10 protein-coding genes are annotated in these 15,605 nt (G+C 66.4%); 5 read left to right on the top strand and 5 right to left on the bottom strand.

Going from position 1 to position 15,605, the window contains the following annotated elements; translation table 11 throughout:
* Positions 1 to 9 precede the first annotated feature (9 nt).
* The 5 genes from AC0KXH_RS09505 to AC0KXH_RS09485 form a co-directional block, all read right to left on the bottom strand.
* A complete protein-coding gene (locus AC0KXH_RS09505) occupies positions 10 to 999 on the bottom strand; it encodes a TRAP transporter substrate-binding protein (RefSeq protein ID WP_488224571.1) in 990 nt (329 codons plus the stop codon).
* Positions 1,000 to 1,170: 171 nt separating this feature from the next.
* On the bottom strand, positions 1,171 to 2,553 hold the full coding sequence (locus tag AC0KXH_RS09500; RefSeq protein ID WP_488224570.1) for an efflux transporter outer membrane subunit: 1,383 nt from the start codon (positions 2,551 to 2,553) through the stop codon (positions 1,171 to 1,173).
* Entirely contained in the window at positions 2,550 to 5,720 is a 3,171-nt protein-coding gene (locus AC0KXH_RS09495) for an efflux RND transporter permease subunit (RefSeq protein WP_312380241.1), read from the bottom strand. Before AC0KXH_RS09495 ends, AC0KXH_RS09500 begins: the two co-directional genes overlap by 4 nt.
* A gap of 95 nt (positions 5,721 to 5,815) precedes the next feature.
* Positions 5,816 to 7,045 carry a multidrug efflux RND transporter periplasmic adaptor subunit MexE gene (gene mexE / locus AC0KXH_RS09490; protein ID WP_488224569.1) on the bottom strand — a complete coding sequence of 410 codons (1,230 nt, stop codon included), beginning with the start codon at positions 7,043 to 7,045 and terminating at the stop codon, positions 5,816 to 5,818.
* 303 nt (positions 7,046 to 7,348) lie between these two features.
* Entirely contained in the window at positions 7,349 to 8,266 is a 918-nt protein-coding gene (locus AC0KXH_RS09485) for a LysR family transcriptional regulator (RefSeq protein ID WP_041105469.1), read from the bottom strand.
* 252 nt (positions 8,267 to 8,518) lie between these two features.
* Between AC0KXH_RS09485 and AC0KXH_RS09480 the strand changes: the two genes are divergently transcribed.
* The 5 genes from AC0KXH_RS09480 (at position 8,519) to fdnG (ending at position 15,603) form a co-directional block, all read left to right on the top strand.
* Positions 8,519 to 9,535 (top strand): zinc-dependent alcohol dehydrogenase family protein, encoded by a 1,017-nt coding sequence (locus AC0KXH_RS09480; RefSeq protein WP_488224568.1) that lies wholly within the window; start codon positions 8,519 to 8,521, stop codon positions 9,533 to 9,535.
* A 100-nt stretch (positions 9,536 to 9,635) separates the two neighbouring features.
* On the top strand, positions 9,636 to 10,490 hold the full coding sequence (locus tag AC0KXH_RS09475) for an SDR family oxidoreductase (protein WP_488224567.1): 855 nt from the start codon (positions 9,636 to 9,638) through the stop codon (positions 10,488 to 10,490).
* Positions 10,491 to 10,540: 50 nt separating this feature from the next.
* A complete protein-coding gene (gene ku, locus AC0KXH_RS09470) occupies positions 10,541 to 11,491 on the top strand; it encodes a non-homologous end joining protein Ku (RefSeq protein WP_061337244.1) in 951 nt (316 codons plus the stop codon).
* 18 nt (positions 11,492 to 11,509) lie between these two features.
* Positions 11,510 to 12,430, top strand: coding sequence for a non-homologous end-joining DNA ligase (gene ligD / locus AC0KXH_RS09465; RefSeq protein ID WP_488224566.1), 921 nt, complete (start codon positions 11,510 to 11,512; stop codon positions 12,428 to 12,430).
* A gap of 107 nt (positions 12,431 to 12,537) precedes the next feature.
* Complete coding sequence (gene fdnG / locus AC0KXH_RS09460) at positions 12,538 to 15,603, top strand: formate dehydrogenase-N subunit alpha (RefSeq protein WP_312572052.1); 3,066 nt, start codon at positions 12,538 to 12,540, stop codon at positions 15,601 to 15,603.
* Positions 15,604 to 15,605 lie beyond the last annotated feature (2 nt).

Genomic DNA, 15,605 nt, shown 5'->3' with positions numbered 1-15,605 from the left:
GCCGACCGCTCAGCGGCTCCTGCGGTTGACGTGTTCGGCGGCCTTGATGATGTCGGCGCCGATCACCGGCTCGAACTGCTGCCAGACCGGGCGCATCTTCTCGCGCCAGGCCTGCCGCTCTTCGTCGCTCAGGGCGATGATCTGACTGGTGCCGGCCTGACGGATGCGCTCGCGGTCGGCCTGGTTCAGCTGCTCGGCCTCCTGATTCACCATGTAGGTGACTTCGTCGATGATCGCTTCCAGCTCGAAACGCACCTTGTGCGGCATGCTCATCCAGAAACGGGTGTTGGTCACCAGCATGTAGTCCAGCACGCCATGGTTGGTCTCGGTGATGTAGGGCTGCACCTGATGCATGTTCTTGCTGTAGATGTTCGACCAGGGGTTTTCCGCGCCCTGTACGGTGCCGGCTTTCAGCGCGCTGTAGACCTGCGCGAAGGGCAGTTTCTGGCTGTTCGCGCCGACCGCGTTGAACTGGGCCTGGAGCACGGCCGATGGCTGGATGCGGAAGCTCAGGCCGGCGGCATCGGCCGGTCGATGCAGCGGGCGGGTGGCCGAGAGCTGCTTCATGCCGTTGTGCCAGTAGGCCAGGCCAGTGATGTTGTGCGTTTCCATCGAGCGCAGCAGCTGGCGCCCCTTGGCGCGCTTCTGGAAGCGATTGACCGCATCGAGATCGTCGAACAGAAAGGGCAGGTCGAACACCTGGACCTGCTTGGTGTACTGCTCGAACTTGGCCAGCGACGGTGCCAGCAGCTGCACCTTGTCCTCACGCAACGCCTCGAGCTCATCCGCGTCGCCGTAAAGCGAGGAGTTCGGATAGACCTCGACGGTCACCTGGCCCGGCAGGCGCTCTTCGGCCAATCGCTTGAACAGCAGCGCCCCCTTGCCCTTGGGCGTGTCTTCGGCGACCACGTGGGAAAACTTGATGACGATGGGCTCCGCCTGGGCAAACGCGCTGGCAACGGCCAGCACGAGCCCGGCAAGGGTAATGATCGGCTTCATGAAAGACTCTTTTCTTCTGGTTGGTTGGCAGCGCATCGCGCGGACCAGGGCCTGCGGACGCTTTCGGACTTTCAACCGCTTCTTATGCCAAAGACGGATGACAACCGAAAGCGCCCGGGACCACCAACCGGAAGGGACCTGCACCAGATCACAGTTTGGCCGGCGCGGGGCTCAGCTCTGCCAGCCGCCCCCCAGCGCCTTGTACAGCGCGACGATGCCGCGGTAGACCTCGACCTCCGCCTGCGCCTGGGCGTCTTCGGCAGCCAGGCGCTCGCGCTCGGCGTCGAGCAGCACGAGAAAATCCTCGCTGCCCTCGCGATAGCGGATGCGCGCCTGCTCGGCTGCGGCACGGCTGGCTTCGGACTGGCGCAGCTGTGCCAGCAGGCGCTGCTGCGCATGGCCGTAGTCGCTGAAGGCGTTCTGCGACTCCTCCAGTGCCAGCAGCACCTGCTGCTCGTAGGCCGCCAGAGCCCCCTCGGCCTCGGCCTCGGCGCCGCGCAGGCGGGCGCGTACGCTGCCCAGGTCAAACGCCGCCCAGCTGATGCCCGGAGCCACGCTCCACGCCTCGGCTGCGCTGGAACCGAGCTGCGAGCCGCGCCCGGCGATGAAACCGAGAAATCCGGACAGGCTTACCCGCGGAAACAGGTCCGCCGTGGCCACGCCGACATTGGCGGTCGCCGCCGCCAGTTGCCGTTCGGCGGCACGGATGTCCGGCCGGCGGCGCAACAGTTCGCCCGGATCGCCGATCGGCAAGGCCTTGGCGATCGCCGGCAGCTCGCGTGGCGAGAGGTCGACACTGAGCCCGTCGGCGCGCTGGCCAAGCAGCGTGGCGATGCGATTGCGCGCACGCGCCTGCTGGGCCTGCAACTGCGGCAGCGTCGCCTCGGTCGCGGCCAGGCGCGCATCGGCGCGCAGCACGTCGAGGTCGCTGCCCAGGCCGCCGTCGCGCAGCTGTACCGTCAGCTCGCGCGAGCGGCGCTGGTTGTCCAGGTTGGCGCGGGCGATGCGCTCGCGTAGCTGGGCGCCGCGCAGCTGGCCGTAGGCATCGACCAGCTCGGCGATCAGGCTGACCTGCAACTGCTGCAGGTCGGCCTCGGCCGCCTCGGCCTGCGCCTCGCTGGCCTCCAGACGGCGCTGGATGCGGCCAAACAGGTCCAGCTCCCAGGCCATGTCCAGCCCCAGGTCGTAGCGTTCGATGTCAACCCGCCGATCACCAAAACCCGGCTGCTGCGCCTTGCCGATTTCGGCACCCGCGCCTGCCGTGACCGTCGGGAAACGGTCATTGGCCGCGTCGTCACGGATCGCCCGGGCGCTGCCCAGGCGGGCGAAGGCGATGCGTAGCTCGCGGTTCTCCGCCAGCGCATGGGCCACCAGGCGGTCCAGGGTGGGGTCCTCGAACTGCTGCCACCAGGCGCCCTCGAAGCGCTCACGGTCGAAGCCGGCCGCGGCAGCCCGCTCGATGCGCGCCGGTTCCGGCTGCGGCGCGCGGTAATCGGGGCCGACCGCGCAGGCGCTCAGCGCCAGAGTGAGCAGGGAAAGGGCGAAGAACTTCATGCGCGGGCCTCCTTGAATACCGCCTTGCGCGCTTCACGCTTCTCGACGAAGGCGCGAATCACCAGATAGAACACCGGGGTCAGCAGCAGGCCGAAGAACGTCACCCCGAGCATGCCGCTGAACACCGCGACCCCCATGGCATGGCGCATCTCGGCACCGGCTCCGCTGGAAAGCACCAGCGGCACCACGCCCATGATGAAGGCGAAGCTGGTCATCAGGATCGGCCGCAGACGGAGGCGGCAGGCTTCCAGGGTGGCGGCAAGCCGGTCCATGCCTTCTTCCTGCTTGTCCTTGGCGAACTCGACGATCAGGATCGCGTTCTTGCACGCCAGGCCCACCAGCACGATCAGGCCGATCTGGGTGAAGACGTTGTTGTCGCTGCCAGCCAGGATCACCCCGGTGATGGCCGAGAGCAGCGTCATCGGCACGATCAGGATCACCGCCAGCGGCAGGCTCCAGCTCTCGTACTGCGCGGCCAGCACCAGGAAGGCCAGAAGCACGCAGAGCGGGAAGACGAACACTGCGGTGTTGCCGGCGAGGATCTGCTGGTAGGTCAGCTCGGTCCATTCGTAGGTCATGCCGTTGGGCAGCTCGGCCTGAAGCAGGCGCTCCATGGCGGCCTCGGCTTGCCCTGAGCTGTAGCCCGGTGCGGCGGCGCCGTTGATCTCCGCGGTGAGGAAGCCGTTGTAGTGCATCACCCGGTCCGGGCCGGCGCTGTCAGTGACGCTGACGAAGGTCGACAGCGGGACCATCTCGCCGCGGTTGTTGCGCACTTTCAGCTGGCCGATCTGCTCGGGCGCCAGGCGGAACTTCTGGTCGGCCTGGACGTTGACCTGATAGGTGCGGCCGAAGCGGTTGAAGTCGTTGGCATACAAAGAGCCGAGGTAGACCTGCATGGTGTCGAAGATGTCATCGATGGCCACGCCGTGGGTCTTGGCCTTCTCGCGGTCGATATCGGCGTCCACCTGCGGCACATTGACCTGATAGCTGGTGAACAGGCCGGCCAGCTCCGGATAGTCGGCGCTCTTGGCGATGACGTTCTGCACCTGCTTGTACAGCTCCTCATAGCCGAGGTTGCCGCGATCCTGCACCTGCACGCGGAAGCCGCCGATGGTGCCCAGGCCCTGCACAGGTGGCGGCGGGAAGATGGCGATGAAGGCATCCTGGATCTGCGCGAACTGGCCGTTCAGATCTGCCGCGATGGCGTTGGCCGAGAGCGACGGGTCCTTGCGCTCATCGAAGGGCTTGAGCGGGGTGAAGACGATGCCGCTGTTCGGGCTGTTGGTGAAACCGTTGATCGACAGCCCCGGGAAGGCCACGGTGTTCTCCACGCCCGGATGCTTGCCGGCGATTTCCGACATGCGCTTGATCACGTCCTCAGTGCGGTCCAGGGTGGCGGCGTCCGGCAACTGGGCGAAGGCGACCAGATACTGCTTGTCCTGCTGCGGAACGAAGCCGGTCGGGGTACTGGCAAAGCCCATGTAGCCCAGGCCGACCAGGCCGACGTAGACCAGCAGTGCCACGGCGCTGCCGCGCAGGATGCGCCGCACCACGCCGACGTAGCCATGGCTGGCGCGGTCGAACACGCGGTTGAACGGGCGGAACAGCCAGCCGCCGAGCAGCCGGTCGAGCAGCCGTGAGAATCCGTCCTTCGGCGCATCGTGGGCCTTGAGCAGGGTCGCAGCCAGCGCCGGCGACAGGGTCAGCGAGTTGAACGCCGAGATCACCGTCGAAATCGCGATGGTCAGTGCGAACTGCTGATAGAACTGCCCGGTAAGGCCGGAAATGAACGCAGTCGGGATGAACACCGCGCAGAGCACCAGGGCGGTGGCGATGATCGGCCCGGTGACTTCCTTCATGGCCTGACGGGTCGCCTCTACCGGCGACTTGCCGAGGCCGATGTTGCGCTCGACGTTCTCCACCACGACGATGGCGTCATCCACCACGATGCCGATGGCCAGCACCAGGCCGAACAGCGACAGCGCGTTGAGCGAGAAACCGAGCAGGTGCATCACCGCGAAGGTGCCGATCAGCGACACCGGCACCGCGGCCAGCGGAATGATCGAGGCGCGCCAGGTCTGCAGGAACAGGATCACCACCAGCACCACCAGCACGATGGCCTCGAGCAGGGTGTGCACCACCGCCTCGATGGAGCCGCGCACGAAGATGGTTGGGTCGTAGACGATCTCGTAGTCCACGCCCTGGGGGAAGCTCTGCTTGAGCTCGGCCATGCGCTCGCGCACCAGGTCCGAGATGGCGATGGCATTGGAGCCCGGCCGCTGGAAGATCGGGATGGCCACCGCCGGCTGGTTGTTCAGCAACGAGCGCAGGGCGTACTGGCTGGAACCCAGTTCGATGCGGGCGATGTCCTTCAGGCGGGTGATCTCGCCGTCCTCGCCGGCGCGCACGATGATGTTCTCGAACTCCTCCTCGTCCACCAGGCGGCCCTGGGTGTTGATCGACAGCTGGAAGTCGGTGGCGCCCGGTGCCGGCGGGGCGCCCAGGGCGCCGGCGGCGACCTGACGGTTCTGCTCGCGGATGGCGTTGACCACGTCGGTGGCGGTGAGGTTGCGCTGGGCGACCTTGTTCGGGTCGAGCCAGACGCGCAGGGAATAGTTGCCGAGGCCGAACAGCTGCACGTCGCCCACACCGTCCAGCCGCGCCAGCTCGTCCTTGACGTTGAGCGCGGCGTAGTTGGACAGGTAGAGCATGTCGTAGCGGTTATCCGGTGAGGTCAGGTGCACCACCATGGTCAGGTCGGGGGAGGCCTTGTCTACGGTCACGCCGAGGCGCTGCACCTCGGTGGGCAGGGTCGGCATGGTGCGCGTCACGCGGTTCTGCACCTGCACCTGGGCGTTGTCCAGGTCGGTGCCGAGGGCGAAGGTGATGGTCAGCGTCAGCTTGCCGTCGGCGGTCGCCTGGGACGACATGTAGAGCATGCCCTCGACGCCGGTGATGGCCTGTTCCAGCGGCGAGGCAACGGTTTCGCCGATCACCTTGGGGTTGGCGCCAGGGAAGTTGGCCCGTACCACCACGGTGGGTGGAACGACTTCAGGGTATTCGCTGATCGGCAGCTGGAACAGCGAGATGGCGCCGCCGATGAGGATCACCAACGACAGCACGGCGGCGAAAATCGGCCGCTTGATAAAGAATTGCGAGAAATTCATGGCGCACTCCGGGGGAGGGCGCGGCGGGCGCGCCCTGGCGGATCGATCGGATGGGCGCGGCTGGCGCGCCGGAGTTCAGGACTGCTGTCGGACGGTCAGCTGCTCGGGCGCTGGGCCAGGGTGCGCTCGTCGACCTGCGGCTTCATCGCCTCGCTGATCGCACGGTTCTGCTGCTTCAGCGACGCCAGCGTCTCGGCGTCGGCCATCGGCACCGACTCGGGCTGCACCGGGCTACCCGGGCGTACGCGCTGCAGGCCGTTGACCACGATGCGCTCGCCCTTGGCCAGGCCATCGCGCACGATGCGCAGCCCTTCGAGCTTGGGCCCGAGCTCGACCGGCCGGTAGGCGACGGTGCCGTCCTCGGCCAGCACCAGGACAAACTTCTTGCCCAGGTCAGTGCCCACCGCCACGTCCTTGATCAGCACGGCCTCGTAGGTCGGGCTGCCGACCAGCTTCAGCCGTGCATACAGGCCGGGGGTGAAGCTGCCGTCGCGGTTATCGAACACGGCGCGGCCGCGAATGGTGCCGGTACGCGGGTCGACCTGGTTGTCCATGAAATCCATGTGGCCCAGATGCGGGTGGCCGTCCTCGTCCGAGAGGCCGAGATAGACCGGGGTCGCCTCGCCACGGTCGCCCTGGCGCGCCAACTCGCGGTACTTCAGGTACAGACGTTCGTCCGCTTCGAAGTAGGCGTAGACCTTGTCGGTGGAGACCAGCGTGGTCAGAAGGGCCTCGCCGGCGTTGACCAGGTTGCCGGCCGTGATCAGTGCGCGGCCGGCACGGCCGTCGATGGGCGCCGTCACGCGGGTGAAGGAGAGGTCCAGCTGGGCCTTGTCCAGCTGCGCCTGGATCGCCGCGACCGCGGATTTCGCTTCGCTGGCGGCGCTGACTCGGGCATCGGCCAGTTCGGCGGAAATCGCGTTCTTCTGCCGCAGGCGCTCGCCACGCTCGGCTTCGGCGGCGGTGCGCTGCTGGGTGGCGCGGGCCTGTTGCAGCTGCGCCTGCAGACGCTTGACCTCGGCCTGGAACGGGCGTGGATCGATCTGGAACAGGAGGTCGCCTTTTTTCACCAGCGCACCTTCCTCGAAGGCCACCTTGTCGATGAAGCCCGAAACGCGCGGGCGGATCTCCACCGACTCCGGCGCCTCCAGGCGCCCGGTGACCTCGTCCCACTCGGTCACCTGCTGCTCGATGACTTCGGCCACGCTGACCGCAGGCGGCGGCGTACCCGACTGGGTGGCCTCCGGTGCCTTGCCGCAGGCGGCGGTGATCAGCACCGTCAGGGCAATAAGGGAAAAACGCAAGGCGTTGAGCGAACGTTCCATGCTTGACTCCGCAAGTCGGTTTTTTCGATGGCGGAAGTCTGCGCGGTCAGGTTCTCAGGCAGAAATCGAACGAGCCGAAGGTGAATATCACTGGCGATGATGTTTGCGCATCGATCATCAGCAGCAGGCAATAACGGTAGGGGAGGAAAACGACCGCCAGGTCTTTTTCACCGAATCGCGGCGTGGATCGGCTGCGTCGGCTGGCAGCCGGTGCTGCGTTAGCAATCGGCAATGACGTCGAGAAAGGCGTGACGGCGTGCAGGGGCGGGGAGACGCGTGGAAAAGGCTGCGCCGTTTTCCACCCTACAGGCTGTCCGGGTCGCCGACGAACATCTGGATGCGCGAGCGCAGCCAGCGTTCGGCCGGGTCGTTGTCCTGGGCGCCGCGCCAGGCCATCGACAGTTCGAAGTCCTGGCTGGTCTCGAACGGCAGCGGCTCGGCGCGCAGGCCACCATGGGCCACCAGCGCGGCGGCGGCGTAATCCGGCACCGTGGCAACGATGTCGGTCCCGGCCAGCAGGTTGGACAGGCCATTGAACTGCGGCACCGCCAGCACCACCTTGCGCTGGCAGCCGTGCAGCGCCAGTTCCTCGTCGATGTAGCCATTGAGGTCGCCGGCGAAGGACACCATGGCGTGCGGCCTGGCGCAGTAGTCTTCCAGGCTGAGGCGCCCGGGAATGCTGTCGGCGCGCAGCAGCATCGGTTTGGGCCGGCGCAGCACCTTGCGTTTGGCATTGGCCGGCAGTTCCTCGGTGTAGCAGACGCCCACGGAAATCTCGCCGGAGCCCAGCAGGCCGGGCATCAACAGATAATTGGCGCGGCGCACCACCAGCACCACACCAGGCGCCTCGGCGCGCAGGCGGCGCAGCAGCGGCGGGAGCAGGGCGAACTCGACCTCATCGGTAAGCCCGATGCGAAACACCTGGGTACTGGTCGCCGGGTCGAAAGACGAAGCGCGACTGACCGCCGTCGAGATCGAGTCCAGCGCCGGCGACAACAGCTGGGCGATCTCCTGGGCGCGGGCGGTCGGCTCCATGCTGCGCCCGGTGCGCACGAACAGCGGGTCGTCGAACAGGGTGCGCAGGCGAGCCAGCGCCGCGCTGATCGCCGGCTGGCCAAGGAACAGCTTTTCCGCTGCGCGCGTCACGCTGCGCTCGTGCATCAGCGTTTCGAAGACGATCAGCAGGTTGAGGTCGACGCGGCGAAGATCGTTGCGGTTCATGCCTGGTCACTTCGGTCCTTGAGCCGTGCAGCGTAGAGCGGCTCGGCGAGAGAGGCGAGCATTCTAGTAGCCGGGGCGGCAAGCGGGTCAATGACAAATCGCGCTTTCGAAGTGGCGCCACCGGCGTTACATACAGCGCCCCATCATTTCGGCGCATGGCGACTATCGATGCGAATCCGGGTGCCTCGCTGGAGTTGTGCCCGCACTGACGATAGAGTCCACAGGCACAGTAGTAGTAAGACGAGGGTCGCGATGTCCCGCATCATCCGTTTCCACCAGTTCGGTCCGGCCGAAGTTCTGCGTTACGAAGAACGGCCCGTGCCCGTGGCAGGGCCGGGGGAAGTGCTGATCGGCGTGCGCGCCATCGGTGTCAGCTGGAACGACGTGCTCTGGCGCCAGGATCTGGCGCCGCGCCACGCGCGCTTGCCGGCGGGGCTCGGCAGCGAGGTCGCCGGCGAGGTGCTCGCTGTGGGCGAGGGCGTCGAGGGCTTTGTCGTCGGCGATCGGGTGGCCGGCTTTCCCGCGCATGATCTCAATCAGTACCCGCTCTATGCCGAGCATGCGCTGCTGCCGCAGCAGGCGCTGGTGCACTACCCGGACATGCTCGAGGCCAGCGAGGCAGCGATCCACTACACGCCGATGCTGGTCAGCTACTTCGCGCTGGTCGAGCTGGCGCAACTGGAGCCCGGCCAGCATGTGCTGATCAACCAGGCCGCGCATTGCACCGGCCCGGCTGCCGTACAGCTGGCCAGGGCGCTGGGCGGCCGTGTGATCGCCACCTGTGACACCAGCGAGGACCGTGACTACCTGCGTGAACTGGGTGCCGAGACGGTGATCGTCACCGAGGAAGAAGACCTGGTCGGCCGCCTGCAGAAGGTGACCGAAGGCCGCGGTGTCGAGGTGGTCCTGGACGCCTGTGGCGGCTCGCAGATGAAGCTGCTGGGCGACGTCATGGCACCGCTGGGAAAGTTGATCCTGTACGGCATGAACGGCGGCAACGAAACCGCGCTGCCGGTCTGCGCGGCGTTCAAGAAGAACTTCAAGTTCTTTCTCCACTGCCTGTGCGACTTCACCGGCCAGCCGGAGCTGGGTATCGAGCAGAACCGCGAGGCCGTCGAGCGCGCCCTGCAGCACATCAACCAGCTGACTGCCGATCGGCTGATCAAGCCGCAGGTCGACCGGCGTTTTGCCTTTGAACAGGCGGTCGAAGCGCACCGTTACGTTGAAAGCGGCGAGCCGCGCGGCCGCGTGGTGCTCATGCTCGGCTAGAACGCCACGCCAGCCACCTCTCATCGCCGGGCAGAAACTTTTGCCAGGCGCCCTCAGTCCTCCGAACACAGGTTCCAACCCGTTGACGGAGGATTTTTGCATGGCTGACAACCAGACCCTGCCACCCCAGCAGCAACCCGAACCCGGCCAGGAAAGCCAGATGCACCCACGCCCGGAGTTCCGCGGCGAGGACTACAAGGCGGCCGGCAAGCTGGCGGGCAAGGTTGCCATTGTCACGGGCGGGGACAGCGGCATCGGACGCTCGGTGGCGGTGCTGTTCGCCCGCGAAGGCGCCGATGTGGCCATCCTCTACTTCGACCAGCATCAGGATGCCGAGCAAACCCGCAAGGTCGTCGAGGAGCAGGGTAGGCGCTGCCTGACGTTCGCCGGGGATGTCGCCGACCCCGCCGTGTGTCGCAAGGTCGTGGACGAGACGATCGCCACCCTCGGCCAGCTCGACATCCTGGTCAACAACGCGGCCGAGCAGCATCCACGCGAGCGCTTCGAGGACATTCCGCCGGAGCAGTGGGAGCGCACCTTTCGAACGAACGTCTTTGGCATGTTCCAGATGACCCAGACCGCGCTGCCGCAGCTGAAGGAGGGCGCGTCGATCATCAACACCACTTCGGTGACCGCCTACAAGGGCAACCCGATGCTGATCGACTACTCCTCGACCAAGGGCGCCATCGTCGGTTTCACCCGCGCGCTGGCCATGCACCTGGCCGAGCGCGGCATCCGGGTCAACGGAGTCGCGCCAGGGCCGATCTGGACGCCGCTGATTCCGTCGACCTTCGATGCGGACAAGGTCGCCGAATTCGGCTCCAACGTACCGATGAAGCGCCCCGGGCAGCCGGAGGAAGTGGCGCCGGCCTATGTCTACCTGGCCAGCAGCGATTCGTCCTACGTCAGCGGCCAGGTACTGCACGTCAACGGCGGTACGGTGGTCAACGGCTGAGCAGGCGTGCGCCGGGCCCAAGGCCCGGCCCGCAAGAGAGGAGAGCGGCTATGCCACGCACGATCTGGAAAGGCGCGGTCAGTTTCGGTCTGGTGCACATTCCCGTGGCGCTGGTACCGGCTACTACGCGTTCGGGCATCGACTTCGACTGGCTGGACAAACGCAGCATGGACCGCGTCGGCTACAAGCGCATCAACAAGACCACCGGCGAGGACATCGACAGCGAGAACATCGTCAAGGGCGTGGAGTACGAGAAGGGACACTACGTCGTCATCAGCGACGAGGAGATCAAGGCCGCGCACCCCAAGGCTACGCAGACGCTCGACATCATCGCGTTCGTCGACGCCAGCGACATCTCCTTTCTGTACATCGACACGCCGTATTACCTGACGCCCGAGCGGCGCGGCGAAAAGGTCTACGCGCTGCTGCGCGAGACCCTCGAGCAGACCGGCAAGGTCGGCATCGCCAATGTGGTGCTGCGCAACAAGCAGCATCTGGCGGTAGTCATGCCGCTGGGCAAGGCGCTGGTGATGAACACCCTGCGCTGGGCCGAAGAGGTGCGCGGCGTCGAGTATCTGGAACTCAAGGACGAGGCCCTCGACCCCGACCTGGCCGAACGCGAGCTGGACATGGCCAAGCGGCTGGTCGAGGACATGACCGAGAAGTGGAAACCGGAGCAGTACAAGGACACCTTCCAGGACCAGATCATGGACCTGGTCGAGAAAAAGGCGCGCGAGGGCAAACTCGAAGCCGTCGGCGGGCCGGAGGAGGCTGTCGACCAACGCAGCGCGGACGTCATCGACCTCACCGAGCTGCTCAAGCGCAGCCTGGCGGCCAAGCCTGGCAAGCGCGCCGCGAGCGAAGACGACGAGCCGGAAGCCGCCGCGAGCACTCGCAAGCCGGCGTCCAAATCCAAGCCGGCCGCCAAATCGAGCACGCGAACGCGCAAAGCTGCGTCTGATGAGCCGCGCAAGGGGTCGTCGCGCAAGAAGGCCGGCTGATCCGGTTACGGAGGTGCCATGGCGGCACAGGGCAAAGGGCGCGCGCGCCCGCTGGTTGGCGGGGTAGGGATCAGCAACCCGCAGCGGGTCATCGACCCGGCCAGCGGCACCACCAAGCTGGCGCTCGCCGAGTACTACCTGCAGGTGGCCGACTGGCTGATGCCACAGCTGGCGGGGCGGCCGCTCTCCATCGTGCGAGCTCCTGAAGGGCTTGCCGGCGAGAGCTTTTTCCAGCGTCACCGTGGACGCCTGAAGATGCCGCACATGCGGGCCCTGCCCAAGAAGCTGGACCCCGAGCACGCGCGCCTGATCCAGGCTGACGAGATCACCGCCGTGATCGAGGCGGTGCAGATGGGCACCCTCGAGTTCCATACCTGGAATGCCCACAGCGATCGCATCGAGCGGCCGGACCGGGTGATCTTCGACCTCGACCCTGATCCCGCGCTGCCCTGGGCGCGCATGGTCGAAGCGACCGAACTGACCCTGGCACTGCTGGACGAACTCGGCCTTAAGGCCTTTCTCAAGACCAGCGGCGGGCGCGGCATGCATGTCGTGGTGCCGCTGGATCGGTATTCCGACTGGGATTGCGCGCGCACCTTCGCCCAGGGCGTGACCCAGCGCCTCGGCCGCGAGCAGCCCGCGCGCATCGCCTGCAAGATGGGCGCGCAGAACCGGGTCGGGCGCATCTTCGTCGACTACCTGCGCAACCAGCGGGGTGCCAGCACCGTGGCGGCGTACTCGGTGCGTGCCCGGCCGGGCCTTGGCGTGTCCCTGCCGGTAAGCCTGGACGAAGTGCAGCGACTCGAAGGCGCCGATCAGTGGCGGCTGGACAACGTGCGCGCGTACCTCGCCGAGCGCGAAGACCCCTGGGCCGCGTATGCGCACACGCGCCAGCGGCTGACCTGCAGGCTGCTCGAGCAGCTGCGCGACGCCAGCTGAGCGACCCGGCGCGCCAGGCGGTCGCGCCGCCTGTCATACCGCTGGAACCCTGAATGCAGACGCAAAGTCGACTCCTCAGATAGCCAGAGAACAACGAGGAGAACGCCATGGCAGTCCGAGTTTCCCGACGCCAGTTCCTGAAGTTCGGCGCAGCCGGGCTGGGTGCGTCGAGCATGGCCATGATGGGCTTTGCGCCGGACGAAGCGGTCGCTTCCGTGCGGCATTTCAAGCTCAGCGGGGCGCGCGCCACGCGCAACATCTGCACTTACTGCTCGGTCGGCTGCGGCATGCTGCTGTACTCACGAGGCGATGGCGCGATCAACGTGCGCGACGAGATCTACCACGTCGAGGGCGACCCGGACCATCCGGTCAGCCGCGGCTCGCTGTGCCCGCGCGGCGCCGGCGTGCTCGACTTCATCCACAGCGACTCGCGGGTGCGCTACCCGCAGGTACGCGAACCCGGCTCGAACGAGTGGAAGCGCATCTCCTGGGACGAGGCGCTTGGCCGCATCGCACGGCTGATGAAGGACGACCGCGACCGCAATTTCGAGACCCACGACGAGGAGGGCAGGCTGGTCAACCGCTGGATGACCACCTCGATGGTCGCGGCTTCGGCCTGCACCAACGAGACGGCCTACCTCACGCAGAAGATCACCCGGGCGCTGGGCATCCTGAAACTCGACAACCAGGCGCGCGTCTGACACGGACCGACGGTGGCAGGTCTTGCCCCTTCATTCGGTCGCGGTGCCATGACCAATTCCTGGGTCGACATCCGCAATGCCAACATCGTGCTGTCCATGGGCGGCAATTCGGCCGAGGCGCATCCGGTGGGCTTCCGCTGGGTCATGCACGCCAAGGAGCGCAGCGATGCGATCCTGATTTCCATCGACCCGCGCTACAACCGCACCACGGCGGTAGCGGACTACCACACCTGGATTCGCACCGGGACCGATATCGTCTTTCTCGGCGGGCTGATCAGTTACCTGATCGAGCAGGACCGCTACGCGCATGAATACGTGCGCAGCTATACCGATGCCGCGCACCTGGTGAAGGAAGGCTTCGGCTTCGAGGATGGCCTGTTCACCGGCTACGACGAAGTGCGCCATCAGTACGACAAGTCGAGCTGGAACTTCGACCTGGACGAGCAGGGTTTCGTCCGCCGCGATGAAACGCTGCAGCACCCACGCTGCGTGTTCCAGCTGATGCGCCGGCACTACAGCCGCTACAGCGTGGAAATGGTCGAGAAGGTCTGCGGCATCCCGCAGAAGACCGTTCTGCAGATCTGGGATCTGATCGCCGGGAGCGCCGCGCCGGACAAGACCATGACCATTCTCTACGCGCTCGGCTGGACACAGCATTCGGTGGGCTCGCAGATCATTCGCACCGGCGCCATGGTCCAGCTGCTGCTGGGCAACATGGGCATGCCTGGCGGCGGGGTCAATGCGCTACGCGGACACTCCAACATCCAGGGGCTGACCGACATCGGCCTGCTGTCGAACCTCCTGCCCGGCTACATGGTGCTGCCCAACGCCAAGGCGCAGCGCTATGAGGACTACATCCAGCAGCGCGTGCGCGAGCCCTTGCTGCCGAACCAGGTGTCCTACTGGAAGTACTACGAGCGCTTCTTCGTCAGCATGATGAAGGCCTTCTACGGCGACGCCGCCAGGGCGGAGAACAACTGGTGCTACGACTGGCTGCCAAAGCTGTCCGAACCGCTCTATGACGTGCTCTACGCCGTCAACGACATGACCAACGGCAAGATGACCGGGGCCTTCTGCCAGGGCTTCAACATCCTCGCCGCGTTCCCGAACAAGGCGAAGGTGCTCGACGGGCTGTCCAAGCTCAAGTGGCTGGTGGTGATGGACCCGCTGGCCAACGAGACCGGCGAGTTCTGGAAGAACCACGGCGACTTCAATGACGTCGACCCGGCGCAAATCCAGACCGAGGTGTTCCGCCTGCCGACCACCTGCTTCGCCGAGGATGACGGCTCGATCACCAACAGTTCGCGCTGGCTGCAGTGGCACCACCGTGCCGCGCCGCCACCCGGCCTGGCGATGACCGACACCGGTATCCTCGCCGGCGTCTTCCGCCGCCTGCAGCAGCTCTATCGGGAGGAGGGCGGCGCCTTCCCCGAGCCGATCCTGAACCTCACCTGGAACTACAGCGACGAAGCGCATCCCTCGGCGGCCGAGCTGGCGCAGGAATACAACGGCCGCGCGCTGGCGGATGTCGAGGACCAGGGCCGCTTGGTCCGTCGCAAGGGCGAGCTGCTCAACGACTTCGGCGAGCTGCGCGCCGATGGCAGCACCTCGTGCGGCTGCTGGATCTACTCCGGCGCCTGGACCGAGCAGGGCAACATGATGGACCGGCGCGACAATTCCGACCCGTACGATATCGGCGTGACGCTCGGCTGGGCCTGGGCCTGGCCGCTCAACCGGCGAATCCTCTACAACCGCGCCTCGGCGCGCCCCGACGGTACGCCCTGGGACCCGGCGCGGCGGCTGGTGTGGTGGAACGGCGAACGCTGGGTCGGCGCCGATGTGCCGGACTATCCGGTCACGGCGGCGCCCGAGCAGGGCGTCAAGCCGTTCATCCTCACCGAAAGCGGCACGGGGCATTTCTTCTCCAGCGAATGGCTGGGCGAAGGGCCATTCCCCGAGCACTACGAGCCGCTGGAGTCGCCCATCGACAACAACCCGCTGAGCCCGAACAACCCGCTGGCCTATCACAACCCGGTGGCGCGGGTGTTCGCCGAGGACCGCGACAGCTTTGGCAGCAATCGCGACTTCCCCTACGCGGCGACCACCTACCGGCTGACCGAGCACTTCCACTACTGGACGACGCACGTGCTGCTCAACTCGATCGTCCAGCCGGAGAAGTTCGTCGAGATCGGCGCGCAGCTGGCCGAGGAACTCGGCATCGCCGCCGGCGACAAGGTCCGGGTGCGCTCCAAGCGCGGCTACATCGATGCGGTGGCGGTGGTGACCAAGCGTCTGCGCCCGCTGACGATCGACGGGCGCACCGTGCACCAGGTCGGCATCCCCATTCACTGGGGTTTTACCGGCGTGGCGAAAAAGGCGCACCTGACCAACACCCTGACGCCCTTCGTCGGCGACGGGAACACCCAGACCCCTGAGTTCAAGTCGTTCCTGGTGAACGTCGAGAAGATTTGAGA

Source organism: Stutzerimonas sp. CXK-1 (assembly GCF_057738225.1).
This window is presented reverse-complemented; position numbering and strand designations above follow the sequence as displayed.

What these genes read in the sequence shown, in the direction of transcription:
- mexE (WP_488224569.1), bottom strand. Translation starts at nt 7,045, where the DNA reads ATGGAACGTTCGCTCAACGCCTTGCGTTTTTCCCTTATTGCCCTGACG.
- AC0KXH_RS09475 (WP_488224567.1), top strand. Translation starts at nt 9,636, where the DNA reads ATGGCTGACAACCAGACCCTGCCACCCCAGCAGCAACCCGAACCCGGC.
- AC0KXH_RS09495 (WP_312380241.1), bottom strand. Translation starts at nt 5,720, where the DNA reads ATGAATTTCTCGCAATTCTTTATCAAGCGGCCGATTTTCGCCGCCGTG.
- AC0KXH_RS09505 (WP_488224571.1), bottom strand. Translation starts at nt 999, where the DNA reads ATGAAGCCGATCATTACCCTTGCCGGGCTCGTGCTGGCCGTTGCCAGC.
- ligD (WP_488224566.1), top strand. Translation starts at nt 11,510, where the DNA reads ATGGCGGCACAGGGCAAAGGGCGCGCGCGCCCGCTGGTTGGCGGGGTA.
- AC0KXH_RS09480 (WP_488224568.1), top strand. Translation starts at nt 8,519, where the DNA reads ATGTCCCGCATCATCCGTTTCCACCAGTTCGGTCCGGCCGAAGTTCTG.
- AC0KXH_RS09485 (WP_041105469.1), bottom strand. Translation starts at nt 8,266, where the DNA reads ATGAACCGCAACGATCTTCGCCGCGTCGACCTCAACCTGCTGATCGTC.
- ku (WP_061337244.1), top strand. Translation starts at nt 10,541, where the DNA reads ATGCCACGCACGATCTGGAAAGGCGCGGTCAGTTTCGGTCTGGTGCAC.
- AC0KXH_RS09500 (WP_488224570.1), bottom strand. Translation starts at nt 2,553, where the DNA reads ATGAAGTTCTTCGCCCTTTCCCTGCTCACTCTGGCGCTGAGCGCCTGC.